This is a genomic window from Paenibacillus sp. J22FR83 (genome assembly GCF_059691955.1).
In genome coordinates this window covers 158,069-183,170 of sequence record NZ_JCAUAM010000006.1, presented here as the reverse complement: position 1 = coordinate 183,170, position 25,102 = coordinate 158,069, and the positions used below count along the sequence as shown (strand labels likewise).

The 25,102-nt window shown below is 46.0% G+C and carries 24 protein-coding genes, 1 pseudogene and 1 riboswitch; of the genes and pseudogenes, 19 read left to right on the top strand and 6 right to left on the bottom strand.

Annotated elements, in window-relative coordinates; translation table 11 throughout:
* Positions 1 to 31: 31 nt before the first annotated feature.
* Positions 32 to 208, top strand: a complete 177-nt coding sequence (locus AC58PV_RS12960; protein ID WP_497432648.1) for a hypothetical protein — start codon at positions 32 to 34, stop codon at positions 206 to 208.
* Positions 205 to 1,476, top strand: coding sequence for a methyl-accepting chemotaxis protein (locus AC58PV_RS12955; RefSeq protein WP_497432647.1), 1,272 nt, complete (start codon positions 205 to 207; stop codon positions 1,474 to 1,476). Before AC58PV_RS12960 ends, AC58PV_RS12955 begins: the two co-directional genes overlap by 4 nt.
* A 57-nt stretch (positions 1,477 to 1,533) precedes the next feature.
* On the opposite strand, the gene AC58PV_RS12950 is transcribed toward AC58PV_RS12955, so the two are convergent.
* Positions 1,534 to 2,613: a stalk domain-containing protein gene (locus tag AC58PV_RS12950; RefSeq protein ID WP_497432646.1), complete on the bottom strand. Its 1,080-nt coding sequence runs from the start codon at positions 2,611 to 2,613 to the stop codon at positions 1,534 to 1,536.
* 133 nt (positions 2,614 to 2,746) lie between these two features.
* The gene (locus tag AC58PV_RS12945; RefSeq protein ID WP_497432645.1) at positions 2,747 to 3,640 is read right to left on the bottom strand and encodes a helix-turn-helix domain-containing protein; all 894 of its coding nucleotides are present in this window, start codon (positions 3,638 to 3,640) and stop codon (positions 2,747 to 2,749) included.
* Positions 3,641 to 3,789: 149 nt separating this feature from the next.
* On the opposite strand from AC58PV_RS12945, the gene bglB reads away from it, so the two are divergent.
* The 4 genes from bglB (at position 3,790) to AC58PV_RS12925 (ending at position 7,075) form a co-directional block, all read left to right on the top strand.
* Entirely contained in the window at positions 3,790 to 4,860 is a 1,071-nt protein-coding gene (bglB, locus tag AC58PV_RS12940) for a beta-galactosidase BglB (protein WP_497432644.1), read from the top strand.
* 102 nt (positions 4,861 to 4,962) lie between these two features.
* Positions 4,963 to 5,844: an ROK family protein gene (locus tag AC58PV_RS12935; protein ID WP_497432643.1), complete on the top strand. Its 882-nt coding sequence runs from the start codon at positions 4,963 to 4,965 to the stop codon at positions 5,842 to 5,844.
* A 457-nt stretch (positions 5,845 to 6,301) separates the two neighbouring features.
* Positions 6,302 to 6,685, top strand: coding sequence for a MarR family winged helix-turn-helix transcriptional regulator (locus tag AC58PV_RS12930; protein ID WP_497432642.1), 384 nt, complete (start codon positions 6,302 to 6,304; stop codon positions 6,683 to 6,685).
* A 21-nt stretch (positions 6,686 to 6,706) separates the two neighbouring features.
* Positions 6,707 to 7,075, top strand: a complete 369-nt coding sequence (locus AC58PV_RS12925) for a VOC family protein (protein ID WP_497432641.1) — start codon at positions 6,707 to 6,709, stop codon at positions 7,073 to 7,075.
* A 288-nt stretch (positions 7,076 to 7,363) separates the two neighbouring features.
* On the opposite strand, the gene AC58PV_RS12920 is transcribed toward AC58PV_RS12925, so the two are convergent.
* Entirely contained in the window at positions 7,364 to 9,424 is a 2,061-nt protein-coding gene (locus tag AC58PV_RS12920) for a beta-galactosidase (protein ID WP_497432640.1), read from the bottom strand.
* A gap of 143 nt (positions 9,425 to 9,567) precedes the next feature.
* On the opposite strand from AC58PV_RS12920, the gene AC58PV_RS12915 reads away from it, so the two are divergent.
* The 4 genes from AC58PV_RS12915 (at position 9,568) to AC58PV_RS12900 (ending at position 13,327) form a co-directional block, all read left to right on the top strand.
* Positions 9,568 to 10,398 carry an AraC family transcriptional regulator gene (locus AC58PV_RS12915; RefSeq protein WP_497432639.1) on the top strand — a complete coding sequence of 277 codons (831 nt, stop codon included), beginning with the start codon at positions 9,568 to 9,570 and terminating at the stop codon, positions 10,396 to 10,398.
* A 153-nt stretch (positions 10,399 to 10,551) separates the two neighbouring features.
* Positions 10,552 to 10,716: riboswitch (cyclic di-AMP (ydaO/yuaA leader) on the top strand.
* A 103-nt stretch (positions 10,717 to 10,819) separates the two neighbouring features.
* Entirely contained in the window at positions 10,820 to 11,704 is an 885-nt protein-coding gene (locus AC58PV_RS12910) for an ABC transporter ATP-binding protein (RefSeq protein WP_497432638.1), read from the top strand.
* Between the two features lie 4 nt (positions 11,705 to 11,708).
* Entirely contained in the window at positions 11,709 to 12,506 is a 798-nt protein-coding gene (locus AC58PV_RS12905; RefSeq protein ID WP_497432637.1) for an ABC transporter permease subunit, read from the top strand.
* Between the two features lie 32 nt (positions 12,507 to 12,538).
* Positions 12,539 to 13,327 (top strand): ABC transporter permease subunit, encoded by a 789-nt coding sequence (locus tag AC58PV_RS12900; protein ID WP_497432804.1) that lies wholly within the window; start codon positions 12,539 to 12,541, stop codon positions 13,325 to 13,327.
* Positions 13,328 to 13,744: 417 nt separating this feature from the next.
* On the opposite strand, the gene AC58PV_RS12895 is transcribed toward AC58PV_RS12900, so the two are convergent.
* Positions 13,745 to 14,878, bottom strand: coding sequence for a glycoside hydrolase family 88/105 protein (locus AC58PV_RS12895; protein WP_497432636.1), 1,134 nt, complete (start codon positions 14,876 to 14,878; stop codon positions 13,745 to 13,747).
* A 150-nt stretch (positions 14,879 to 15,028) separates the two neighbouring features.
* Between AC58PV_RS12895 and AC58PV_RS12890 the strand changes: the two genes are divergently transcribed.
* Complete coding sequence (locus AC58PV_RS12890; protein ID WP_497432635.1) at positions 15,029 to 15,865, top strand: helix-turn-helix domain-containing protein; 837 nt, start codon at positions 15,029 to 15,031, stop codon at positions 15,863 to 15,865.
* 108 nt (positions 15,866 to 15,973) lie between these two features.
* On the top strand, positions 15,974 to 16,153 hold the full coding sequence (locus AC58PV_RS12885; protein ID WP_497432634.1) for an aspartyl-phosphate phosphatase Spo0E family protein: 180 nt from the start codon (positions 15,974 to 15,976) through the stop codon (positions 16,151 to 16,153).
* A 106-nt stretch (positions 16,154 to 16,259) separates the two neighbouring features.
* Here AC58PV_RS12885 and AC58PV_RS12880 read toward each other — a convergent pair whose 3' ends face one another.
* Positions 16,260 to 16,583, bottom strand: coding sequence for a hypothetical protein (locus AC58PV_RS12880; RefSeq protein WP_497432633.1), 324 nt, complete (start codon positions 16,581 to 16,583; stop codon positions 16,260 to 16,262).
* 215 nt (positions 16,584 to 16,798) lie between these two features.
* On the opposite strand from AC58PV_RS12880, the pseudogene AC58PV_RS12875 reads away from it, so the two are divergent.
* From AC58PV_RS12875 to AC58PV_RS12860, 4 genes and pseudogenes are all read left to right on the top strand, one after another.
* Positions 16,799 to 16,993: pseudogene (locus AC58PV_RS12875) on the top strand (DNA-directed RNA polymerase subunit alpha C-terminal domain-containing protein); the annotation flags it as partial.
* 97 nt (positions 16,994 to 17,090) lie between these two features.
* Positions 17,091 to 17,933 carry an RMD1 family protein gene (locus tag AC58PV_RS12870; protein WP_497432632.1) on the top strand — a complete coding sequence of 281 codons (843 nt, stop codon included), beginning with the start codon at positions 17,091 to 17,093 and terminating at the stop codon, positions 17,931 to 17,933.
* 256 nt (positions 17,934 to 18,189) lie between these two features.
* Complete coding sequence (locus AC58PV_RS12865; RefSeq protein WP_497432631.1) at positions 18,190 to 18,831, top strand: DUF2306 domain-containing protein; 642 nt, start codon at positions 18,190 to 18,192, stop codon at positions 18,829 to 18,831.
* A 13-nt stretch (positions 18,832 to 18,844) separates the two neighbouring features.
* Complete coding sequence (locus AC58PV_RS12860; RefSeq protein ID WP_497432630.1) at positions 18,845 to 19,861, top strand: DJ-1/PfpI family protein; 1,017 nt, start codon at positions 18,845 to 18,847, stop codon at positions 19,859 to 19,861.
* A gap of 23 nt (positions 19,862 to 19,884) precedes the next feature.
* Here the strand turns inward: AC58PV_RS12860 and AC58PV_RS12855 are convergent, their stop codons facing one another.
* Positions 19,885 to 20,478 (bottom strand): TetR/AcrR family transcriptional regulator, encoded by a 594-nt coding sequence (locus AC58PV_RS12855; protein WP_497432629.1) that lies wholly within the window; start codon positions 20,476 to 20,478, stop codon positions 19,885 to 19,887.
* A 395-nt stretch (positions 20,479 to 20,873) separates the two neighbouring features.
* Between AC58PV_RS12855 and AC58PV_RS12850 the strand changes: the two genes are divergently transcribed.
* From AC58PV_RS12850 to AC58PV_RS12840, 3 genes are read left to right on the top strand one after another with little or no spacing between them, the layout of a single operon-like run.
* Positions 20,874 to 22,838: an ABC transporter substrate-binding protein gene (locus AC58PV_RS12850; protein WP_497432628.1), complete on the top strand. Its 1,965-nt coding sequence runs from the start codon at positions 20,874 to 20,876 to the stop codon at positions 22,836 to 22,838.
* Between the two features lie 35 nt (positions 22,839 to 22,873).
* Entirely contained in the window at positions 22,874 to 23,935 is a 1,062-nt protein-coding gene (locus tag AC58PV_RS12845) for an ABC transporter permease (RefSeq protein ID WP_497432627.1), read from the top strand.
* 2 nt (positions 23,936 to 23,937) lie between these two features.
* Positions 23,938 to 25,083, top strand: coding sequence for an ABC transporter permease (locus tag AC58PV_RS12840; protein ID WP_497432626.1), 1,146 nt, complete (start codon positions 23,938 to 23,940; stop codon positions 25,081 to 25,083).
* Positions 25,084 to 25,102: the final 19 nt, after the last annotated feature.

The window sequence follows — 25,102 nt, the reverse complement described above, 5'->3', positions numbered from 1 at the left end:
TTTAGCATATAGGATGAGGAGTTGATGATAAATGATCACTTGCGATCAATGCGGGAAGACGAATGGTTCAGGACAACTAGGAAAAAGCTGGATTTGTGGGGACTGCAAAATAGGTGATGTCAAAACGACTCTGAAGAACAAAGCGGGCAAAGTTACGATGGTTATTGAGAAAGTCGTGGGATACGAAACCGAAGGTGCTTCTTCATGAATCTGAGCTTAGTCAAGAAGATCGTAATCGGTATTGTTATTGTGTCGATCGTGACGTATGGCAGCAGTGCATTTTTTATTTTCTATGTCAAAGACATTATCGCTCCCCATATGACCGATTGGCTATATCTCTCGATCATTATGCTGCTCGGCATTTTCTGGACAGGTTTATTGGGATGGTTTGGCGCCACCTGGTTTACCAAACCGCTGCTCCGATTGACTGACGCTGCCAATAAAGCGGCAACTGGTAACCTACAAGTGGATATTCCAGCGTACCACTCCAATGACGAGATTCGCTTGCTTAGTGTATCTTTTGAGCAAATGATTGGGAACTTGCGGCAGATGATTACGGATATATCAGCAAGTGTTTCGTTTACGGACAGCCACGCAGGGGTATTACGGCATGGGATGGATCAGGCGGCCAAACAGATTGAACTTACAGCAGGCGCTGTTGAAATGATATCGAACGGTGCATCGGAACAAGCTGCATCTACGCAAGGAACGTTAACGGCCGTCGTGCAGATTAAACAAGCTGCAGATGAAATCGGGGCCAAAGCAGGAGATTCGCAGACGATTTCGCAAGAAACGCTGAAGACCATCAAGGAGAGCGAGGTTATCGTGCGTTCTCTCGTACAAGGTCTGCTGAACTTGGCTAATTCCAATCAGGCATCCATTGCCGTCGTCAGACAGTTACACGAGAATGCGAAGGAAATCGGACAGATAACCCGTGTTGTTGGAGATATTGCTGAGCAAACCCATTTGCTTGCCCTGAATGCTTCGATTGAGGCAGCTAGAGCAGGGGAGCATGGTTCTGGCTTCATGGTCGTAGCTGGGGAGATTCGTAAATTGGCTGAACAAAGCGCTAAGGCGGTGAAAGATATCAACCAATTAACTACACGAATTGAATCGGATGTAGCTGGAGTTGTAGAGAAAATAACCGATCAAGAACAACTCGCTAGTCGCGAAGTTGGCAAGGGCGAGGAAGGAAAGAGGGCGCTGACTCGCATCAACAAGGCCGTTCTGGAAACCGCACAAACGGTTGAGAATATTGTTGGGTGTGTATCGGATCAGATTCAGAAGATTGGAAGTGCTTTAATCCAAACGAACGAAGTGGCGGAGATTGCAACTCAGATTTCTAAAGAGACGAGACATGTGTCCTTGTCTGTTCAAGAACAAATGGCCGTTATGGAGGAACTATCCGCTTCCTCGGAGATGTTGCGGTGCCAAGCAGATCTATTGAAATCCAAAATTAATATTTTTCAAATATAAAAAATAAAAGCCATGACATCCAACCTAGGTTGAACTTCATGGCTTTTCGGCAATCGTTTATTTTCTAATATTAAAGCCGATAAAAGCTTTGGTGTTGAAATCGAACACAGCCGTCAACGGTCCAAGGAGCGCATCTTGGTCGGTATTGTAAGTAACCGTTATGACATTGCCTTTCGCAGCTTGCACGTCAGCTAGCAATTTCTTCTGCGCGTCTGTGGAAGGCAATACACCAACCTCTGTAGAGGAAACGATTTGAACGGCAGCCTCATCTTGCTTCGTTGTAATATGGGACGCTTGCTCTTTCACTTGCGCCCATGCTAAGTCGCGGTATTCCTGTGCTGCCTCTGGGGACATTTTCGGCGTGCCAACTAGAGGCGTTTGAACAACGAGAAGGTACACAGGGCTTTGCGGAGGCAGGCTTTTCGTTTCAAATGGGCCGTAGTAGGCTTTGACTTTTGTGCCAGCTTTCAGGTCTTCCCATTTCACGGACTCACCTTGTGATGTCAGGACACGCGTTTCCTTACCGCCATTAAGTACCAGATTGTCTAGCTGAACTTGCCAGCCATCATCTGTATGTTTCACTTCTTTAATTGTATCTTCTTTAACTAAGCGGTCTGCGTGAACGTTAATGTTGACGGCTTGCGCTTGACCTGGGAAGCTCATCAACATAGCTGGTCCGAATTCCGCGTCAATTTGAGTGCCGGCTTTAAGATCGGCTGCTGTTAGCGTTTTGCCATCTAGGTTCTTGATGGTCGTTGATTTGTCTACGGTCAAAATAACCCAAGTGCTGCCAAGCAGCTCGATACGGGTATTCCCATCGTCTTTCGTCTGCACGCTTACGATCACACCAGTGGCAGGCATTAAGGCAGCCTCCTCGGCTTCGTCAAGCTCGATCTCTTTGTTTGCTTCATCGTAATTCACCGTGTATCCAAGCTGAGTTGCAGCGTCACGAACGGGAAGGTAGGCTTTGCCATCAATATAGACAGGCGTTAGCTTGCTATCTTGTCCGTTAACAACAATTTTTACATCCTTTTGTAAGTAACCCGTAACCTTCTCAACGAAATCTTCAGCTCCGACTGCAGCTGTTGTACCGAGTATTCCAACCAAACTTAATATGACAGTTAATTTTTTCTTCATGTGATGAATCTCCTCCGATATTTAAAATGTAGCGTCAATCATGTTGACAATCCATCAGACGGAGGTTAGACGGAATAGGTTGCAGTTGTCCCCAAATTTATTGTTTATTTGCTGAAACAGCAAGCAGATATCTTCATTGTTCTTGCTTTATGCCATGCAGGAATTTACTTTCCGCCGCTTGTTTGGCGTATTTGCCTGGCGGCATGCCGACCAGTGTGCGAAAGGTGCGGATGAAGTGGGTGTAATCATTGAATCCGCACGCATAGCATGCTTGTGTGGTGGAGATATCCCCTTTTTCAAGGAGCTCCTTGGCTTTGATAATTCGTAGCTGCACTACATATTGATGGACGGAAAGCCCAGTCACTTCACGAAATAATTCATTAAGCCGATGGCGATTAATATAAAATTGCTCAGTAATCATATCTGTCGTGATGACCTCGGCGTAATGGGTGTCTATATAAGCCATAATGGGCGTGATTAACGAGGAAGCGGTAGTCGGTATTCCAATATTGTCTGGCCCGGGATATTCGTCTCGTGTCATGGCTTCCAATTGAATTAGAATGTGAGCTAATTGCAATTTGACTTTCACATCGGCGGCGAAGCCTGTTTGCTCAATCAGAATTTTCAACTCATGGAATAAACCTACAAGTGTATTGGCATCGCTGCTGGACAAGCGGATTCGGTGGTGATTGGCGGCACTCCTACGGGCAAAGCACGCTAGTAGATTCGTATTGGCTGTATTCATCACACTCATATAGAAGGGGTTGAAATACAGAATATACCGTTCAAAATGTTCCCTGTCATGAATAATGGAGCGGTGCATGTCGCTGGTGCTGAGTAAAAGAAGATCGTTCGGCGCGAGCAGGTATTGCTGATCTCCTACCCAGAACTCCGCTCCTGCTGTTACAGCAAGATAGACCTCATAGACATTATGAAAGTGATAATAGTCCATATGCCAGTCGGCTCCGAAGTTATGCTCTAGCCGTACATTCTCGGTATAGGCGTTTTTGACCTTTTTATATACCATCGTCTCGTTTCCTGCTCCTTATAAGCCTGTCTCTGTTACCTTATTAAGATTATCACAAAAATGCATGTAATTTGTCCAATAATGCAAGAATGGCATCGTCCTCTTTTCTTATAATGGGCATGAAAGATCAGATGGAAGGATGATTGCATATGGATAAAGCCGCCGTTAGCGCGCTCATTAACAAAGTAGCCCACAGGATGAAGCACCTAGGGAACGATACAGGACTGGTGGAAGAATGCCCGATTAGTATTATTGCAATGGATACGTGGGAATGGGCTCAAGGCGTAGGCTTGTATGGGCTTTATAAATACTACCGGGAGACAGGGGAAACCGATGTACGGGATTTCCTTGTAGCGTGGTTTGAGCTCAATATTAGTAAGGGGTTGCCGGAAAAGAACGTGAACACGCTCTGTCCGATGCTGACCTTAAGCTTTCTAGCTGAGGAAACAGGCCGTGAGGATTTCTTGGATCTTTGCCGAGAGTGGGCGAAATGGATCATGGAGGAGATGCCTCGCACGGAGGAAAATGGGTTGCAGCACATCGTTTCCGGGAACGTCAACCAAGGTCAGCTATGGGATGATACCTTGTTCATGACGGTACTTTTCTTGGCGCGAGCAGGCAAGCTATTTGACCGTGAGGATTATTTGGCAGAATCGGTGCGGCAATTCCTTGTGCATATCAAATATTTAACAGACCGCAAAACCGGACTCTGGTATCACGGTTGGAGCTTTGAGGGGCGTCATCATTTTGCTGAAGCGCTCTGGGCTCGGGGCAATTGCTGGTATACGGCCGGTGTCGTGGATTACTTGGATATCGTAGACGACCTTGATCCGGGCGTGGAACACTTCCTTCTAGATGCCCTGCAAGCGCAGGTAGCTGCACTCGAGAAGCTGCAGCACCAAGACGGCATGTGGCACACTTTGCTGGATGATCCTTCATCGTATGTGGAAACATCTGCTACCGCAGGCTTCTCCTATGGGATTCTAAAGGCTGTCCGATTGGGCTATCTGGACGCCCGTTATCTCCCTGTGGGGCGTAGAGCCGCCGAAGCTGTAATCTCCCAAATTTCCGCGGACGGAACGGTCCAAAATGTCTCTTATGGGACTGGAATGGGAGAGACTTTGGAGGCCTACCGCAGGATTGAACTTTGCCCGATGACGTACGGCCAAGCGCTGCCAATCCTGATGCTGACAGAGGTCATGAGGCTTGCGGTAGAGTGAAGCGGCGCCTCAATGGGTGAGATAGTCGAAAAGTTCGACTATCTCTAGGCGAAACGGTTGTGATAAAATCGACTTCATAGACACTGTAGGAGGAATGACATCGTGCGTTATGGAGCCATTGAAGCAGGCGGAACCAAGTTCGTTTGTGGAGTCGGAAATGAAGAAGGTATCATTGAGGATCGGATTAGTTTCCCAACGGAACATCCCGAGCAGACATTGCAGAAAGTAATTGATTATTTTGCAGATAAACAAGTGGCAGCGATTGGTATCGGATCATTCGGACCTATCAATGTTGATCCCAATAGTCCCACTTATGGTTATGTTACAACAACGCCTAAGCCAGGTTGGGGCAATTACGATGTATTGGGCAAATTGAGACAATCCTTCGATGTCCCTTACGGCTGGGACACGGATGTGAATGCCGCTGCTTTCGGAGAAGCCAAATGGGGAGCAGCACAAGGTCTTGATAGTTGTGTCTACTATACGGTCGGCACTGGAATCGGCGTAGGTGTGTACATGGAGGGACGTTTGGTCCATGGCCTTGTTCATCCTGAAGGTGGGCATGTGATGATTAGACCTCATTCCAGTGATAGCTTTCAGGGGACATGCCCTTATCATGGAGATTGCTTAGAGGGAGTTGCCGCGGGGCCAGCCATCGAACAACGCTGGGGAGTAAAAGGCAGCGAGTTACCTATTGATCACCCCGCATGGGATTTGGAAGCTTACTACTTAGCGCAATCCATTAGTTCTACCATTCTCATGATGTCACCGAAGAAGATCATTCTAGGCGGCGGTGTGATGCAGCAAGCTCATTTATTCCCACTCATCCGTAGGCATGTTCAGAAGATTTTGAATGGTTATATCCGGACGGAATCTTTAATGGAGAACATTGATACCTATATTGTGCCTCCTGGGTTAGGAACGCACTCAGGATTGCGTGGATCTCTTGCGCTAGGTGTAGAAGCTAAACGTAATCATCAGTAACATCGACGGGTTGACTCCTAATCCCCCAAGCTTAGAGCTTGGGGGATTATTGCTGTTGTAGGTATGGGGGCTACGCCGCTAGCAAAAGTGCAAAAGAGCAACCTTTTGTACCGAATCCACGCTCTTAATCTGAAATAAGTGCAAATAGGCAACTATTTCTGCCAGCAGGCGTCCTTTACCCTCGGATGGGCTCAGAAGGATGCCTATTTGCACTTATTTGACTATATTTGGGTGGAAATCTCCGAAATAAGTGCTTATTTGCAACTTTGACGAGTTCTAGTGGTCATTCTTAGTAAATAATAGTTGCAATAACCCCCTATCTAGCATAAGATGGAATTAGTTGCAATAGCATCCTATTAAGAAGGGGGAAGGTAAACTGAGTCAACTATGGAGCAACAAGGACGAAGGAGCGGCAACAGAATCACACGGCCAATACATTTCAGCCATATACCGCCATATGCAGATAGCGATCTCAGCCGAGTTGGCACCGTATCGAATCGGAAGCGGGCAATATATTTTTCTCATGGCAATTGCGTTTGGGCAGCCGATTACGCAGAAAGCGCTGAGCGAGAAGCTGCTTATCGATAAGACGACTACCGCCAAGGCTATATCCAAGTTAGAAGCGGAAGGGTATGTACGGAGGGAAGTCGATGTTTCCGACAACCGCTATCAGTTGCTATTTTTGACAGAAGCCGGGCAAGAGGTGGTACCCAAGGTACAGGAAGCGTTAGCACGTGTAAAAAATAAAACAAGAAGTGGCATCACCGATGCGGAGTATGACCAGATGCTAAGTCTCTTAAAGATTGTGCTGCACAATCTGACCGAGCAGGGGCAGGAATAAGGCAATGTGAGGAGGATGCACATGATGAAGGCGATACCTTTTATCGTGGTAGACAATTGCAAGGATGAGATCAAGTATTACCAGGGCATTTTCGGTGGCGAGATCACGATATTGCGCACGCAAGGAGAAGTAGTGCTGAACGCGGACCTGCATGTCGAGGGAGCCATCCTTAAGTTTGCTGACACGCTAGCGGCGAAGCCAACTTTGAAGGGCGATTACGTGAGAGTGTTCGTAACTATCGAGAAAGAAGAAGCGTACCGAAGCATCTACAGTGAGCTGGCTGTTGGTGGTTCTATTAACGTGGGCATGTATGAAGCGCCGTTCAACGGACTGCTTGCCATCGTTACAGATCGCAATGGCGTCTGCTGGGTATTGTCGTATTATCGATAAGAGAGGAAGAGGCTATTCAAAAGTCGATTTGTAGACTCTTGAAATAGCCTCTTCGTTAAGGAACGACGAGAAATAACCAGCTTGCCGCAATTTAACTGGATTTTTTCCATCTAATCACCTAAATACGTCAGATACGAGCAAATTAGCTGTAGTTTACCCATCTAAACACGGATCGGCAGGCAGCTACTTTACATCTGCAATCCACAACCCTGCACCTGCGGACAGCACGCGCTAATCCGAGCCAAACACACAAGTGACTGTGGACTCCCGCTATTTGAACACCTTATCTCACAGTGCAAAAACCTTCACACCATAAGGAGCAATCTCCAGCTCCCCAACGCCAACCCTCTCACCTTCCAACAAGTCTTCCAGCTCCTCCAGCAGAGTAGCTTTGACTGGTTGGCTGGTGTAGTTCAGGATAAAGGCGAAGCGACGATCCTGCTTCACGCGGATCGCAACTTCCACCTCCGGCGGCAGCTCCGCCCAACCTGCCGTAGCAGGCGCAAGTCCGAGGCGGCGGATCAAGCCATCCGCTATTGCGCGGCTGAACGCAGCCCCGAAATAATAGGCTTCTCCGCTGCCGTAAGGGTTGCGGGTGAGCGCCGGTTTGCCGGTATAATAGTCGCCGTCAAACACGGCTAAGGTCTGTACGCTGTCATTCTCGGGGTGGAGAATATCGTTGAACAGCCGGGCAGGCGTACTGGCTTCGTCTCCGCCATCGATCCAGCGCATATGAGGTGTCGCTGCCTCATTCAATACGAGCGTAAAGTCTTCGACTGTTATGCCGCACAGTTCGGCGACGAGACCTGGGAATGGCGTCATTCGGCAATGACCGCGTTGGTCTTTATAACCGGAGCGAGCTCCGAAGATCAGCTTGCCTCCCCCTGCTGCATATTGCTTAAGCAGCTCCGCCGTTGCCTCCGACATGATGGCAGGATGAGGGTAGATAAGCACTTTGTAACGCGATAGGTCTGCCAAAGTAGTCTTCTCTTGCACATACAAATAGTTGTATGGAATATGGCTGAACTGCAGCGCTTTCCCCCAGCTATACTCGCTTTCTTTCGTCAGAGGACCGTGCCAAATGTCGAACTCCCCGTCCCATTCATTGTCATAATCGTGCAAAATGGCTACACCCGCTGTGAAACGGGACCCAGCAATGACCTCTCCGATTTTGCCCAATTCCCGGCTAATTGTTGTAGCTTCAGCCACTCTGCGGTTAGGACGGTTGTGATAATCGTTAATCCCATGCCAGTAAATTTCGGTGCCGAATGTTGCGGTTCGCCATCTAAAATACAAGACCATGTCCGCTCCATGAGCAACAGATTGATACGTCCATAATCGCATTTGGCCTGGCTTAGGTGAGGATTGTCCCATCCGGTTCGCCCATCCGCCAGGGCCTGACTGCTGCTCCATGATGCAGAAGGTAGGGGAGATGGAACGCACTTTGGTGAGCTGGTTGGAATAGCTGCGATCCAGAAGAGGATTCTCGCGATTGGCATCGTTCCAAATGGTTGAGAAGTTCGGATACGAGTCATAAGAATAGAAATCTAGCAACTCATCCGTCATAGCATGGTTATCCAAATGACCAAACATCCCATTCGTTGTAACCCACTGCTTGGGTGCCAGCTTTCGTAAGATGTCAGCCTGCACACGGGCAAAGGAGATCGTGTTATCCGAGATGAAACGTTTTTCATCCAGCGCTTGATGCGGATTTGCAGATTCGCTAGGCGCAGGGCGAGTCAAGTGCACTTGCTCCCAATTGGAGTAGCTCTGGTTCCAGAAGACAGTTCCCCAAGCCTGATTTAACGCGTCTAAGGAACCGTATTTCTCCTGCACCCATGCCCGAAAAGCTTTGTGGTCGGCCTCGGCGTAGAAGACGTTGACTTCGCAGTTAAGTTCATTGTCGATCTGCCAGCCAACTACGCCTGGGTAGTTCGCATAATGAGTGGCCATAGCCTTAGTTATTTTCGTACAATAGTCGCGGTAGATAGGGCTGCTGTAATTGTAGTGACGTCTCAGCCCGTGCTGATACTGCACACCCTCGAATGTGGCATTCAAGATTTCGGGATATTTAAAGGTCATCCAAGCGGGAGGCGTAGCCGTGGGAGTGCCAAGAATAACTTGTAGTCCATGTTCGTGAGCCAGATCGATCGCCCGATCGAACAGATCAAAGGCGAATACCCCTTCTTCGGGTTCAAAGAAATTCCATGCAAATTCACCCATCCGCACGATGGTAAAACCGATTTCTCGCATTCTCGTATAATCATCGGCCCACATAGCCTCTGGCCACTGCTCAGGGTAGTAGCATACGCCTAGATCAAATTTCTCGCCAGGAATCGTCTTTTCCATGACTTGTAACATCCCCATTCCTATAAGGTATACTAATTTCTTGTTATTGAAAATTCTTTATGTACTCATTATATTGCTTTGTAATATTATGTATATAACATCATTTTGCTCGAGATATCAGATTTTTGCGCATCGGAGGACACATGCGAATTCATTATGTATTACCAGAGCCGATGTATAAACACTATACGGTGTATCCGGATATGATCGGTCAATATGCAGAATTTCCAGAACATCAAGAGCGGAGGTCTAAGGGGCAGCTGCAACAAGCAAACTTGCATATTGTGTTAAGCGGTAAGGGATATGTCAAAGCGAACGGGAAGGAATTCGGCCTGGAAGCAGGGCAGGGCTTCTATTACGGAGCGGGCCTTGAGCAAGAGTATCGATCGGATCCGAATGATCCTTGGCAAGTTTTTTGGGTACACCTTGCGGGTGAGGGACTCGACAGACTGTTGAATGATCAAGGTACTTCAGCAGTGTGGTTGTTTACGTATAGCGATGCCTCCAAGCTGAAACAACTGACCGTGGGTTTATTGGAAGAGGCATCTCCCCATAATCGAAATGAGGTGCAATTGGCGGTAAAGCTCTATGAATTGATGGCTGAGCTTGCCTTGCGTGCGGAGACGCATGGTACGGTCACGATTCTAGATAAGCGTGCGCGGATGAGAGAGGTTGCTGAATATATTCGTACGCATTGCACGAAGCCACTAACCCTCCTGCAGATGGCCGAGCAGGCTGGCTTCAGTACGTATTATTTTAGTCGAATGTTTCATGAAGTGATGGGGCGGACTCCGATGGTGTGGCTGTTTGAATGCCGTCTTGTTGTAGCCAAACAACTGCTTATGTCTACCGAATGGACCATTAAGCAAGTGGCCGAGCATATCGGTTTTTCCCAGAGCAGCTATTTTATTGCTCGATTCCGGGAGCACACGGGGCTGACACCACAAGAGTATCGGCGGTTGTATCACACGTAATAACTAGCAAAATATAGGATAATCAACGTCACCATTAAATGTATGCGCTTTCATCGACTACCAAAGTCAAATCTGCATAAATTAAAGGTGAATCTAGGTTTTACATTCGGTTCAGATCGGCGTAAGATTCATTACGACAAGTTGATTTTCTGTAAAATTAAACCACTTAATTCCCAACTGGGAAACGGGGGAACCAACCGAAGCCGTATAAGCAACACATGGCTTCATGGGGTGAATCCTGATGCTCGCAAGCATTAGGTAGGACGCTCTCAAGTCCGAATCCGACAGCTAACCTCGTAGTGCATTGAGAGAGAACCGCACACTCGCCTTCTTATGTGAAGAAGCCCGAGCGTAGAGATTCTCTATGCTTAGGGCTTCTTTTTGTTTGCTTTTAACCTTACAAATTTGAGGGGGCCGTGCCATGCATGCAATTGAAATCACCAATTTGACCAAAACTTATGGGAATGCAAGAGGCATCACTGATGTTAGTTTTACCATCGAAGAAGGGGAGATCTTCGGTTTTATTGGACCGAATGGCGCGGGGAAATCGACCACAATTCGAACGCTGCTATCTCTGATTTTTCCAACTAGCGGCAGTGCCAAGATCTTCGGGAAGGACTGCATCCAGTTTGCGCCAGAAATTAAGAAGGAAATCGGCTACTTACCATCGGAAGTTTTTTATTATGACAACATGAAAGTAATTGACCTGCTTAAGTATTCGGCTAGCTTTTACAAGAAAGATTGCACCCAAAGAATTAAAGAGCTTGCCGAGATCATGCATCTGGACGTGACGAAGAAAATTGACGATCTATCTCTGGGAAATAAGAAGAAAGTGGGCATTGTTCAAGGGCTGCTGCACGACCCTAAGCTCATTATCCTGGATGAACCGACGAGCGGGCTGGATCCGCTTATGCAACAGAAGTTTTTCGAATTGCTCGAACAACAGAATAAAAGGGGAGCGACGATTCTTTTTTCCTCTCACATTTTGAGCGAAGTACAGCGGCTATGTGATCGTGTTGCGATCATTAAAGAAGGTAGAATCGTAACCGTTGAGAAGATTAGCACGTTAAAAGAAAACAATTTTAAGCGTTTTAAAATTGACACGGCGCAAGCGCTCGACCCCCATTTCTTCAGGATGCCCGGGGTCAACAACATTGAAGTCCAAGGTCAGACGACGAGCTTCTTATTCAAAGGCAATATTAATCAAGTCATGAGAAAAATAGCCGATATCGACATTGCGAATCTATGGATCGAAGAGCCTGATTTAGAGGAGATCTTTATGCATTACTATGAGAAGGAGGCTTAAAGGCATGAATATTTTCCTGCATGAATTGCGAGCTTATCGTAAATCCACGATCACGTGGACGTGCTCCTTACTTGCTGTTATCGTCTTATTCTTATCCCTTTTTCCTTCGGTTTCCAAAGATTTTGCACAGTTCTCTTCCGTCTTAGAAGGGTACCCAGAGGGGGTTAGGAAAGCGCTGGGTATTCAAATCGAAACGTTTGGCACCCTGCTTGGATTCTACATGTACATCTTTATGTACATTACGCTTTGCGGAGCTATTCAGGCCATGGTGTTGGGAGCGTCGATACTCTCCAAGGAGGTTCGTGAGAAAACAGCAGACTTTCTGCTTACGAAACCTGTAACGCGGACGAAAATAGTGACTTCCAAGCTATTAGCGGCTGTTGCTTCCTTAGCGATTACTTGTGTGGTTTATATCGGGGCAGCCTATATGATGGCGCTTCAAGTCAAGACGGTCGATTTTGATGGGAGCATCTTTCTACTGATTTCATGTACATTACTGTTTATCCAGCTGATGTTTCTAGCGATGGGATTCGTTGTTTCGGTTGTGTTTTCAAAAATAAAAGCTGTTTTATCCGTCAGTCTTGGTACGGTGTTTGCCTTTTTCGTAATCGGCATGATCGTTGCCGTAGATGGGGAGGGCGCTAAGCGGTATTTTTCCCCATTCAAATACTTCAGCGGGACGTACATGCTTACAAATGCAAGTTATGAAACGCCCTATGTCATTGCAGCTATCGCGATTATCGTTGTTTCGATTACGGTGAGCTACTTCATTTACACGAGAAAAGACGTTCATGCCGTATAAACGTAGGTGAGAGGAGGGAACGAGAAGTGAATATGTTCTGGAGAGAACTGAAAACGTATCGGAAATCAATGGTTTTCTGGAGTCTTGGGCTCATTTTTTTAGTCGCAAGTGGCATGAACAAGTACCAAGCAACGGCGACGAACGGACAGATTAATGATCTGATGGCAGAAATGCCGAAGTCCCTCCAAGTCATTATGGGCGGTGGCGCGTTAGATTTATCGAAAGCCAGCGGCTATTTCGGCATCCTAGTGCTATACTTCTTGTTGATGGCAACGATTCATGCGGCAATGCTTGGCGCCAATATTATTGCGAAGGAAGAGCGGGATAAGACGGCAGAGTTTCTATTCGTGAAGCCTTTGTCGAGGCACAGCATCGTCACGTGGAAGCTGCTAAGCGCTTTCGTGAACATCCTTATTTTTAACCTCGTGTCCTGGCTGTCGAGTATATGCATTGTTGGCGCTTATAGCAAAGGGGAGGCCGTTGGTGGAGATATTTCCATCGTCATGCTGGGGATGTTGATTGTGCAGATGCTCTTCCTGGTCATTGGCACATCTATTGCAGCCGTGTATCGAAACGCCAAAAGGGCAGCCTCACTCGCAACAGGCTTCATGCTCATTACCTTCATCCTGTCCATTGCCATTGACTTCAATAGTAAGCTGGCTTTCTTGAAATATGTAACGCCGTTTAAATTTTATGAGGCGAAGAATATCATGTATGGCGGCGGGTTTGATGCTGTCTATGTCATCATTTCGGCAGTTGTCATCGTCGGCCTGACCGTGGTCACGTATGCCGCTTTTGGCAAACGTGATTTGCATGTGTAGCGGGGCATCATGTGAAGTAGAAATAGCGTCAGTTAAGTAGCTAGCTTTCAATTAACTGTAAAACCTACAGTTAAATTCCCCATATCACCTGTGATTTTGCGATTAGATGGAAAAAGTACATCTAATCTGGGCGAGTTTGTCCGTTTAGTGGGTTTTCGCCGAAATTAGCTGTAGGAAATCCATCTATTGCTCGCAACTGTAGCAAATCGGCAAAATTAGCTACATAAAATCCATTTCATTTGTTGGGAGCGGCGGGGAAAGTAAGGCGGTATTGGTTTAAGAGGTAGTTGTAGTGGCAGTTGAATTCAGAAGTAGCCGCAGAAGTAGCAGCAGCAGTTGAAGTAGCCGCCGCGATATACACCTACAAAAAAACCAGCTAACAATCCTCATTTGGGATGCTAACTGGTTTTTCTTTTGTCACGCTTGGGCAGCTAGACTCATTTCTACGCACATAAGGATAAAAGCGCCAGCGCCGTGCAAATCGTTCTCGCTCGTAGGACGGGCGATATAGTGGGCGTAGTCGCCTATTCCTGTACCGATACAGATCTGGCCAATGATGACGTGACCATTCTCATCGAACTTCAGGGTATCAATGACCCCTTGGTATCCTTTCCACGCATAGGCCAAGTACTTAGGATCCAAATACCCGAAGCGCACGGCTTTGGCAATAGCGTGTACATACAGAGCTGTGCAGGAGTTTTCCAACCAATTGTCCGCCATGTCGCCTTTATCGACAACCTGATACCATAAGCCGGTAGCGGCATCTTGATAGGGAAGCAAGGCCAGAAGCAGGTCTTGAAGGATGCTCGTCAATTCGGCTTTGTCTTTGTGGTCCGCAGGAAGATATTCGAACATTTCCAGCAATGCCACTGGATACCAACCGATTGCGCGGCCCCAGAATTCCGGTGCCAAGCCTGTTACAGGGTCAGCCCAAGCAGCAGCTTTGGTTTCATCCCAACCGTGATACAGCAGGCCAGTGTTAGGGTCCTTGGTATGCTTCTCCATGAGGATCGCTTGATAAGTCATCATGTCGAAATAGTCGGCTTCGCCAAAGGTTTTACCGAACTGCGTAGCAATCGGCCCAGCCATATATAAGCCATCCAGCCACATTTGATTCGGGTAACGTTCCTTATGCCAGAAGCCACCAGATGGGTTCGTTTTCCATGCTTTTAAAAGGGGAACCAACGTATGCAAGGCTTTCTTATATCGTTCATCGCCAGTTTGCTCATACAGATTGAAGAGCAGCACGCCAGGCTGAATATCATCTAATTCTTCTGGGTTGTATTTCTTAATACTGCCATCAGGGAGAATCTGGCTATCTACCCATCGCTTGATATACGTATAGTATTTATCGTCGTTCGTTTCCCGCCAGCATTTCTCCATACCAGATAGAAAAACACCTTGATGATAGTGGAAACGATCTGGGGGAAGCTGTTCCGGTTCAAATTTGGCCATCAGTGCCTCACACGCAGCCTCCGCCCACTGAATAGGGGATTTTACATGATGGGTGGCAGTAGTGCTGTCTTGGATATTACGTTCAGAAGCTTGCATTCGGGTTCATTCCTCCTTCGTGTACTTAAGCTTATCTTATCAGAGGAATATGTACATTTTTTGCGCAAAAACTAAATTTCTTCTTATATCTTGCAGTCTAACGGCAGAGGCGTATAATAAATGGCAAATGAGATGAGAGGCGGAGCAAGGATGAGCGATTTTCAATTTAATAACCGTGAGGGTTCCTTCTCCATATCTTATCGGAAGGCGTTAAGTCACAACATGCCAGTCAACCATTTTCATAGCACCTATGAAATATTCTATTTGATGTCCGGCAAACGGACTTTTTTTATAAAAGACAGGACAATGATCATCGACGAGGGGGATATCGTCATCATTTCTCCGAATATCCTTCATCGGACGACGAATACCGAAATGCCCAAGCATGAGCGGCTCATCGTAAATATTCATGAAAGCTATATGGCTTCAGTCAATGATGCGTATCGGGACATTTTCCAGCCCCTTTTCGAGCAAGCCTATTTGATCATCAAATGTCCGCTGCAAGACAAGCTTGCAATCGAATCGCTAGCACAAAGCATCATGCAGGAGATGCAGGAGAAGAAGTCTGGCTTCGAGATGTTTGCTCAGACGCTGGTGCTGCAGTTGCTTATTATTTGCTGTCGACATGCCAAACAGAATGCACTGGAGCTGCTGGAGCCCCCAAGTCCTATGCACGAGAGGATCTTGGAGGTTGTTCGGTATATGAACACCCATTACATGCAGGATCTGCCGCTGCATCTGCTGGCGGAGAAATTTTATGTGAGTCCTTATTATTTAAGCCGATTCTTCAAAGAAGCGACGGGGTTTACGTTCGTGGAATATTTGAATAGTGTAAGGATTAAGGAAGCCAAGAAACTATTAGAGCATTCCTCCATGAAAGTTAGTCTCATTGCGAAGAAAGTTGGCTTCGGCAGTGTTACGCATTTTGGGCGTGTGTTCAAATTAGTGACGGGACATGCCCCGCTATATTATAGGAAGATCAAGTAAAACTAATACTCTCACCAACAAATTCTAATATTAATCTAATAGTCTTCATTTACTATACAAATATAGGAAGTATAACTAATTTCTATAATTAGAATGGAGATGGATACGATGGAATCAAAACTTCAAGAAAAAATTGAAAGCTTGCGATTTGAGATGATTAATCAAGCAGTGATTAATGGTAGCTTGACACATGAGAAAGTCGTATCCGTCAGCCAGTTGTTAGATAGATACATCGTGTTGTACCAGAAACTGATTATCAAAAAGGCGAAATTAAAATTAATTAGCTAAGGTTAACCTTGGCCGTTCAACAAAGTAGGCTGACTTGAAGTAGAGGAATCTACGACAGGTCAGCCTACTAGACATTTAGGACATGCTTTGACAGTCATAACGATAGCTACTCATTTTGTGGATCTGGAGCAGGTTGTTCTTCCGACGCCGCGACTTCATCATTCGCTTCATTGTTCGTTTCTTCAACTACTTCTTCATTTACTGCCTCAGTTGCTTCATTCTCTTCACTTACTTCTTCACTTACGTCTGCCGAAACGCTGTCACTTACAGTTTCACTCGAATCTCCAGGTACACCAGCAAGTTGTTGAAGCACTTCTAGTCTGCTGCTCAAACTCTTAATTCTTTCATCGGCTTGGTTACTAGCACCAGGTTGTTGCTGCGCATGGCGAAGCAGGATTTGTACTCTTTTAATTTCGGCGGTATGTGACATCGTTACATTGCCTCCCCATAGTCGTTCATTTGGTCTACAATATGGAAAACTATATCCTTAGAAAAGTGTATACTTTTCTAACTTTTACTACAAGAGAAATTAGCATAGTTGCCCATAGGTCATGAGGATGGAGATGATTTGTTTATGGTAAAATAGGTAAAAAGACACAATGTCTGTATCCATTATGGTTTTACATTGGGAGGAGATTGAGGATGAAGCCTGAATCGGGGTTTCTTTCAACGCTTTCAGCACCGGCTAGACGAGCATTAGAGAACAATGGCATTACGACTGTGCAGCAGTTGTCACAGTACAGCGAAGCGGACATTTTAACCTTTCACGGCATGGGGCCGGGTTCGTTGCCTAAACTTCGAGCGGCTTTAGAGATGAATGGGCTGGCATTTAAGCCTTAATCCATCGGCAAGCAGAAGTACAGCCTAGCGAAGATTGAAGAACACTTTTTCTGTCAAAAATAGGAGTAAAACTCTTTCAGACAGATGAGTGGTGAACATGAAGGATATCACATTTAAAGCTTTGGCCATAACGAATGAGATCGATTTGAACAAAATTGCCACCTATTGCGGGAGTCCCAAGAAATATACGTGGGAGCAGCCTTTAATTCTCAAAGGTGAAACGCTCTCTAAGATTCTGCATAAAGAGATTATTGGTATCCAACAAGTGCTTGTGTTTTCGTTCGGAAGCGTTGTTTTTGTTAACCACGTGAATAAAGGAGAAATTACGAATTTCTTGAAGTTTCTTCAGACATTCGAACCTGAGATCGATCTCCACAATTCAGAGCGTTATACAGAGAATTACCGTCTACACACGGAGCAAACCGATAACATGGAGTTGACTGACAAGTATGTGGTAGTGGCTGAATTTGAACCCTATTACCCTGAATTAATCTCTACAGTTCTTGCCAAATCGGTGGCCCTAGAGAAGACGGAGGAGCAGCTTGGGAAAATTCATGATAGTCTCGAAATGATGATTGATAGACTTGAAAAAGGCAAGCTTCGCGTAGGCAACAAAGAATTGGCAAGAACGACAGCTCAAGTCGTGCGTCATGAATACAACACCTTAGCGTATATTATGATTTTGGATAAACCTGATTTGACTTGGTCAAACAGCTCCGCTGGTCACTTCTACGATGAGATGATAGAATTCTTCGAGTTGAACGATCGGTTCACAATTCTTAAAAGCAAAACGGACATTTTGTATCATATCTTGGAAGGTTTTTCGAACATTAGTCACTCCATGAGGGGCTTGTTTGTTGAATGGATCGTTGTCATTCTAATCGTGATTGAAGTGGTTTTAACGGTCTTGCAGATCTTAGGTTGGATTCCCTCGCATTAATTAGCCAAAGCGGCCTTCTAGTAGAAGGTCTCTTTTTGCGTGCTTTGTAGGGGACTTCCTAATTCTGTAACAATTCGATAGGAGCAAAGCTGCATTTTATATTATAATAAAAAAAGACCGAACGGTTCGGTTTTTTATGGATTAGAGGATGGATGATTGCGATACGGAGGAGTGGTGGTGAGCGCATTTGAATAAATGGATTTTCTACAGTTAGATAGTGGGATTTAATGATCACTTCGTAGGAAAGGATGGAAGTATGTCCACGAGTAAAAAGGCTTATTTATTCATGTCATTAATTACAGCGATATTTATTGTGTACGTCTTGTACGCCAACTTTGTTCATGATCCGGAGGCCACCGTCTTTCTAAGCCATAAAACTGCGCTGAAACGAGCGTTAAATACGGCAGTATGGCTAAAGGTGATGAATGTGCATATCCTTTTTGCATGTGCAGCTATGATTGCGGGGGCAGTAAATTTCTCTAAGACTGTGTTACAAAAGCATCGCAAATTTCATCGAATGAACGGTTATTTCTACCTGATTTCTGTGCTCATTGTTGACGTCACTTCCGGTTATATGGCGCCGTATGCGACTGGTGGGAAGGCCAGCTCTATGGGGTTTAACTTGATGAACATCGTGTGGCTGGTAATGACGATTGTCGCCATCGTTAAGATTAAGAAGAAACAAGTCAATTCGCATCGCAAGTGGATGACGAGGAGTTATGCTTTCGTATTTACGAATCTCACGATTCATGCCATAACTGCACTCCTCCATAATGGTATGGGTCTTGCTTATACGACTAGCTACACCATAGCGGTGTATGGATCGATCGTCTGTCTCATGGTAGCTGCTGAGATCGTTATTCGCACAGTTTTTAGAAAACCTAGCACGATGATCTGAAGGAGGTACGCTTATGTATGTGCAAGTGGTATTATTCGATGGATTCGATCTCATGGACGCTTTAGCGCCATACGAAGTATTCGCTGCAGCGGCGATGTATGCGGGTGGAGCCATCACGGTGGAATTAGTGTCAGCAGAGGGGAAACGCTCGGTACCGAGCGGGATGCTAGGACCTGCGATCGAAGCTCAAGCCGCTTTAGACCCGAGTCGATCAGGTATTATTCTTGTTCCGGGAGGTTCAGGCAAGCCAGCAGGCGATTCCGAAGATGCTGTTCCTAACATCCTAAGGTTAGCAATGGAGTCGAATTTAACATCGTTGATGAAACGAGCTATGGAGAATGAGCTTGTCACGGTTGCAACGGTGTGCGGTGGTTCATTGGTGCTTGCGATGGGGGGCTTGTTGGAGGGGCGATATGCGGTCACGAATCATTTGGGGATGTCTGCCCTAGGAGCAACGGGCGCGATTCCAATTGAAGCCAGGGTCGTTGAGGATGGACATCGATTGGTAAGTGGGGGAGGTGTGACATCAGGACTTGATGTGGCCTTGTACTTGGTAGAGCGTGAAGTAGGGCCCCAAATTGCATCTGCTGTGGAAAAATTATTTGAATATGAACGTAGGGGAACGGTATGGCGTGCACAAGGTATTGTTCCGATTGACTTTGCAGCGAGTTCTGATGCATCTGATGAAGATCTGCTAATCCCGTTAGCTGCCGAGACTCCCGTTGGAGATTCGATGGTAGAAGGCACCTGGCAAATGATGATCGCAACGCCTATTGGTAAAATGTCCGTCATGCTGAACATTTCCTCGAAGGATGGATCCATAAGGGGGACAGCAACGCAAGGTGATGAGGTTGACGAACTACTTAACCCTGCATGGGATGGTCGTCAATTGACATGGACGCAGAAGGTGAGGAAGCCCATGCGACTGAATTTGAAGTTCGAAGTAACGGTGCAAGGTGACCTCATGAGTGGAACGGCGAAGGCAGGAATGCTGCCATCATCGAAGGTTACAGGTAGACGAGTGAACTGAAGAAGGGCAGAGAAAAACGGCCGCTACTGAGCCTTATAGGTCATGAGCAGCCGTTCTATATGTTGGGTGGCATAAGCGACATGGCGGTTGTCCCGCGTTAATCTGCTGGCCATAATAGCGCCTTCGATGGTTGAAAATATAAAAGAAGCAAGGGACTCCAATTCAATCTCCCCTTTAAATTCTCCGCTGCTCACCCCTTGAGCCAGTAAGGATTGCATGAATCCCAACATGTGCGTGTAAGCTAGGTTAGCATGATCACGAAGAACAGGGAAAGAATGGTCGCTTTCGACCGCTGTATTTAAGAATGGGCAGCCACCTTGCATCGGAGGGTTATGGACGGTGTCACGATACACATTGCACATGGCTAGAATTTTGCCGAGGGACGTATCCTCGAGTTCGATTGCCGCTGCGAAATGCTGCCACAAGACTTGCCCAGCGTATTGGAACGCTTCAATGGCAATATCGTCTTTGCTGGTGAAGGTGCGATAGATCGCACCTTTGGTTAGGCCAGTCGCGTCCATAATATCTTGCATAGATGTGCCTGTATACCCTTTATCATTAAATAGAACAGCAGATTTCTCGATAATCCGGAGTTTCGTTTGTTCACCTTTGCGCATGGGAATAATTCCTCTCTAAGCAATCTTCCTCAATTATACCACATCATCCCGCACCTGATTTGCATCCCCACATTCTTCCAAAAAAATGATTGCCAAGGATGCCAATCCGATGTAAGATACAAATAAGCAGGAAAGCAAGCGCTTTCAAACACATGCATTAAACCGGTTTAATAAACTCGAAGAGGAAATTAACATGAGTTTGCGTATTCCGGCATACGTTTAAGTAAAGCGCTTACATTATTATTAAAACGGTTTAACTACATACAGTTCATATTTTTTTATTTTATTATTAAACCGGTTTAAGGATATTCTGCCTTGGAGGTGAAGGGGTCCGATTTCCAGCTAGGGGAAAGGGATTAGTGAGGAACAAGTTTACAACTATGGAGGGGATTGGCTTGAGAAGAAGCAGTTTGTTTATGGGTATGATGATGTTGATTTTTGCAGTTGTTTTTGCGGCATGTGAGAGTGATAGTGAACCACAAGCAAGTTCAGCAGTGAAAGAAACAACAGGTCCAGTTGCATCAGCGGCTACACAGATAAGCGGATTCAAAGAAGCCCCGATGTTAGCTAAGCTTGTGACGGCAGGAACCCTTAAGCCTGTAACGGATCGGATGCCGGTTAAGGAAGATATTATGGTCGAAAAGGTAACGGATGAGATCGGCAAATACGGCGGAGACTGGAAAATGCCTTGGGCAGGCCCGAATGATCGTTGGACGGTTGGTGCACCGACCGAGGAGTCGCTGTTCCGTTTTAATAAGGATGGAAGTACTGTTGAGCCGAACGTTGCCAAGAGCTTCGAAGTGAATAAAGACTCAACGGAGTTCACGATTCATTTGAGAAAAGGGATGAAATGGTCCGATGGTATGCCATTTACAGCCGATGATGTCCTGTTCTATTGGGAGCATATGCTCACGAAAGAAACGTTCGGCAAGAAGATTTATGATGCCTATTACTCCATCGATCCTGTTTCCGGTGAAAAGGCACTAGCGCAAGTAACTAAAGTAGATGATTATACGTTCAAAATCACCCATAAATATCCTAGCGTTCTGTTTCTGGAGCGTGTAGCGATTGATAACAAATGGTTCTTCGCACCGGCCCATTTCCAGAAAACCATCTTGCCTGAGTTCGTAGGCGAGGCGAAAGCGCTCGAAATTGCGAAGCAATGGGGCTTCGCTGATGTGAAATCGTTCTTGGTCGCAACAGGCTATTACGATTGGATTAATCCACAGATCCCCAATTTAAGACCTTGGGTAGCTAAAAACGATCCGAATAGTGATCAATTCATTATGGAGCGCAATCCGTACTATTGGAAAGTGGATAGCGCAGGCAATCAATTGCCTTATATGGACCGTCTTGTGGCTACCAAAGTGCAAGATCCTGCACAACGCGTTCTTGGCGCATTAGCTGGCGATTACAATTTGCTTGATTTTGATTTTAAAGATTTCACGGTATTGAAAGAAAATGAGAAGAAAGCAGCATTCACCGTCACGCCTTGGACGCAAGCAGCTTGGTCAAGTGCTGGACTTCAATTCAATCAAACGATTAGCGATCCTAATCTGCGTAAGCTTTTCCAAGACATTAAATTCAGAGAAGCTGTCTCGGTAGCTGTCGACCGGAAAGAAATTTCAGAAATCGTGACGAACGGCTTAGGGGCTCCGCAGCAAGCTTCCGTTCCGGAAGGTCTAGTTGGTTACCAAAAAGGATGGGCAGACCAATGGAGTAAATTTGATCAAGCACGTGCAAATCAGCTTCTCGATGAACTTGGTTTGACGAAACGTGATAAAAACAATTTCCGTTTAAACGCAGACGGGTCTGATCTCACGATTACAGTCATTGAGAACACAACGAATACAGCTACTTTCTTGGAATTAGTTAAGAAATATTATGAAAAAGTCGGTCTCAAGGTAGATATCAAAGTCGTGGATGCCGGTACGCATAATGATATGAAATACGCCAACAAGATTCCAGTAACGACAGAGAATATCTCGCTTGTCAATGTAGCTTTTAGACCTGATACACTTGTACCGCTTCGCGTACTTACACCGTGGCTCGGCAATTATGGCTTGTACACATCTTCCAATGGGAAAGACGGCGTGAAACCGGAAGGCGATATCGCGTTAATCTTGGATTACTGGAATAAAGTGAAATCTTCAACAACCAAAGAGGACATCACGAAGTGGAGCAATGAAATCATTAAGCTTAATCAAAAGAATCAATGGCTGATTGGTTATGCAGGCCCAACGCCTAAGCTGATTGTGGCTTCTAACAAGATCGGCAATGTGCCTAAGAGCCTCATTTATGCGGATGAATTCCGCAGCTTGGGTCATGGTCATCCTTCTCAATTCTTTATCAAACAATAGGCCGTTGTTAACTGGGTACTGGGGAGAATGGATTGGTGGTTTTCCCCAGTATCACTATCAAGCGGATGATCGAATTAACCGGAGAGGACAGGATTGAGATGCTCCAATACATACTAAGAAGAATTATTATGGTCATACCCGTCGTTTTTGTCATATCCGTCATTGTCTTCTATATTATTCAGCTACCGCCGGGTGACTATGTTTCATCGTATGCGGCGAAAATGTCAGCGGCTGGCGAGGTCATGACACAAGCAGATATTGCAGAAATGCGAGCAGCTTTAAAGCTTGATCAACATTGGTTTATTCAATATTTGGATTGGATGAAGAACATTTTTACCGATTTTAATTTCGGTTACTCATTTAGCTATAACAAGCCTGTTTTGAGTGTAATCAATCAATTTATGGCATTAACGTTAATCGTCTCACTGGCAACAATGGTGTTTACCTATGCAGTGGCTATCCCGATCGGAATCTACTGTGCCGTCAAGCAGTATTCGATTGGCGATTATATCTTCTCAGCATTCGGTTTCCTAGGAATGGCTACGCCTCACTTCCTTATGGCGATCATTCTCATGTACCTGTCTTACGTGTATTTCGGTGATCCTTTACTAGGTTTATTTTCGAGTGATTACGCAAGTGCGGCATGGTCGATGGGGAAAGTTCTTGACTTGTTGAAGCATATGATCATCCCGATTATCGTAATTGGTTTGGCGAACACAGCTGAGCTCATTCGTGTTATGAGAGGGCAAATGCTGGACGAATTGAATAAGCCGAATGTCGTGACAGCACGGTCCAAGGGCTTATCAGAAACGAAGATCTTACTGAAATACCCGACGCGGGCTGCACTTAACCCTATCGTAAGTACCCTTGGATGGTCGTTAACGTCCATCTTTACAGGTTCAACGATTACGGCGATTGTCCTGAATTTGCCGATTCAAGGTCCTGTTATGTATAACGCATTATTAGCCCAAGATATGTATTTGGCAGGTACGTGGTTGTTGTTTATGGCCGTGCTGACGGTTGTAGGTACATTGATTTCGGATATTTTGCTGGCATGGCTCGATCCCAAAATTCGCACTGCATTCAGAGGTGCTTAACTATGAAAACAATTACAACAGTGGGCAAACAACTCGTAACGACCTTCAAACGTCCGAAAAATAACGATGTCTATTACAGCTCACAGTGGCGACTTATATACCGCAGATTGAAAAAGCATAAATTAGCGCGCGTCAGTTTAATCATACTAGCTGCTTTCTATCTTGTAGCGCTCTTTGCCCAGTTCATCGCACCCTATAGTTTGGAAAGCTATGACAGCAAATACGTTAATGCCCCGCCTACGAAATTGAGTTTCAAGGATGCTGAGGGCAACTTTCATTTCAGACCTTTTGTCAACGAGCTGAAATCAGGCAGAGATCCTGTTACACTGCGCAAAATCTTTGTGCAGGACGAGAATGTTCGCCATCCGCTGCGTTTTTTCGTAAAAGGTGAGAGCTACAAATTCTTGGGTTTGATCCCAACGAGTACGCACCTTTTCGGCGTAGATGAGCCTGGTCGTATCTTCCTTTTCGGTACAGACGGCATGGGTAGGGATTTACTATCACGCGTTGCGCTAGGCAGTCAAATTTCCCTAAGTATCCCGCTCATCGGCGTCGGCATCAGCTTTGTACTTGGTTTACTTATCGGTGGGATATCGGGGTATTTCGGCGGATGGATTGATTCGGTGATTCAGCGGTTTATTGAAATCATCCGGTCATTTCCAACGCTGCCGCTCTGGATGGCCTTATCCGCTGCCATACCGGCCCGCGTTCCCGTCGTGACCATGTATCTGTACATTGTCGTCATCTTCGCTTTCATCGGTTGGACGGATCTAGCCAGGGTAGCGAGGGGGAAGTTCATTTCGTTAAAAAATGAAGAGTATGTGCTTGCAGCCAAAATAGCCGGCGTCAGCGATGCGAAAATCATTATCAAGCATCTCTTGCCAGGGTTCATCTCCTATCTGGTTGTGGCGACGACACTGGCCATCCCAGGTATGATTCTGGGGGAGACGGCCATGAGCTTTCTAGGGCTCGGTATTCGTTCACCTGCGACCAGTTGGGGCGTACTCCTTCAAGAGGCTCAGCAGATTGAGAATATCGCTTTGTATCCATGGAAGTTAATTCCTCTCGGATTTGTCATTGTTACCGTATTAACGTTTAACTTTCTAGGCGACGGATTGCGGGATGCAGCCGATCCCTACAAGAAATAAACCAAGGTAAGGCGGGGAA

What these genes read in the sequence shown, in the direction of transcription:
- AC58PV_RS12925 (WP_497432641.1), top strand. Translation starts at nt 6,707, where the DNA reads ATGATGAAGGCGATACCTTTTATCGTGGTAGACAATTGCAAGGATGAG.
- AC58PV_RS12865 (WP_497432631.1), top strand. Translation starts at nt 18,190, where the DNA reads ATGTCCACGAGTAAAAAGGCTTATTTATTCATGTCATTAATTACAGCG.
- AC58PV_RS12950 (WP_497432646.1), bottom strand. Translation starts at nt 2,613, where the DNA reads ATGAAGAAAAAATTAACTGTCATATTAAGTTTGGTTGGAATACTCGGT.
- AC58PV_RS12870 (WP_497432632.1), top strand. Translation starts at nt 17,091, where the DNA reads ATGAAGGATATCACATTTAAAGCTTTGGCCATAACGAATGAGATCGAT.
- AC58PV_RS12910 (WP_497432638.1), top strand. Translation starts at nt 10,820, where the DNA reads ATGCATGCAATTGAAATCACCAATTTGACCAAAACTTATGGGAATGCA.
- AC58PV_RS12900 (WP_497432804.1), top strand. Translation starts at nt 12,539, where the DNA reads ATGTTCTGGAGAGAACTGAAAACGTATCGGAAATCAATGGTTTTCTGG.
- AC58PV_RS12880 (WP_497432633.1), bottom strand. Translation starts at nt 16,583, where the DNA reads ATGTCACATACCGCCGAAATTAAAAGAGTACAAATCCTGCTTCGCCAT.
- AC58PV_RS12905 (WP_497432637.1), top strand. Translation starts at nt 11,709, where the DNA reads ATGAATATTTTCCTGCATGAATTGCGAGCTTATCGTAAATCCACGATC.
- AC58PV_RS12860 (WP_497432630.1), top strand. Translation starts at nt 18,845, where the DNA reads ATGTATGTGCAAGTGGTATTATTCGATGGATTCGATCTCATGGACGCT.
- AC58PV_RS12955 (WP_497432647.1), top strand. Translation starts at nt 205, where the DNA reads ATGAATCTGAGCTTAGTCAAGAAGATCGTAATCGGTATTGTTATTGTG.
- AC58PV_RS12855 (WP_497432629.1), bottom strand. Translation starts at nt 20,478, where the DNA reads ATGCGCAAAGGTGAACAAACGAAACTCCGGATTATCGAGAAATCTGCT.
- AC58PV_RS12945 (WP_497432645.1), bottom strand. Translation starts at nt 3,640, where the DNA reads ATGGTATATAAAAAGGTCAAAAACGCCTATACCGAGAATGTACGGCTA.
- AC58PV_RS12915 (WP_497432639.1), top strand. Translation starts at nt 9,568, where the DNA reads ATGCGAATTCATTATGTATTACCAGAGCCGATGTATAAACACTATACG.
- AC58PV_RS12930 (WP_497432642.1), top strand. Translation starts at nt 6,302, where the DNA reads ATGCAGATAGCGATCTCAGCCGAGTTGGCACCGTATCGAATCGGAAGC.
- AC58PV_RS12885 (WP_497432634.1), top strand. Translation starts at nt 15,974, where the DNA reads ATGGAATCAAAACTTCAAGAAAAAATTGAAAGCTTGCGATTTGAGATG.
- AC58PV_RS12840 (WP_497432626.1), top strand. Translation starts at nt 23,938, where the DNA reads ATGAAAACAATTACAACAGTGGGCAAACAACTCGTAACGACCTTCAAA.
- AC58PV_RS12895 (WP_497432636.1), bottom strand. Translation starts at nt 14,878, where the DNA reads ATGCAAGCTTCTGAACGTAATATCCAAGACAGCACTACTGCCACCCAT.
- bglB (WP_497432644.1), top strand. Translation starts at nt 3,790, where the DNA reads ATGGATAAAGCCGCCGTTAGCGCGCTCATTAACAAAGTAGCCCACAGG.
- AC58PV_RS12920 (WP_497432640.1), bottom strand. Translation starts at nt 9,424, where the DNA reads ATGGAAAAGACGATTCCTGGCGAGAAATTTGATCTAGGCGTATGCTAC.
- AC58PV_RS12960 (WP_497432648.1), top strand. Translation starts at nt 32, where the DNA reads ATGATCACTTGCGATCAATGCGGGAAGACGAATGGTTCAGGACAACTA.
- AC58PV_RS12890 (WP_497432635.1), top strand. Translation starts at nt 15,029, where the DNA reads ATGAGCGATTTTCAATTTAATAACCGTGAGGGTTCCTTCTCCATATCT.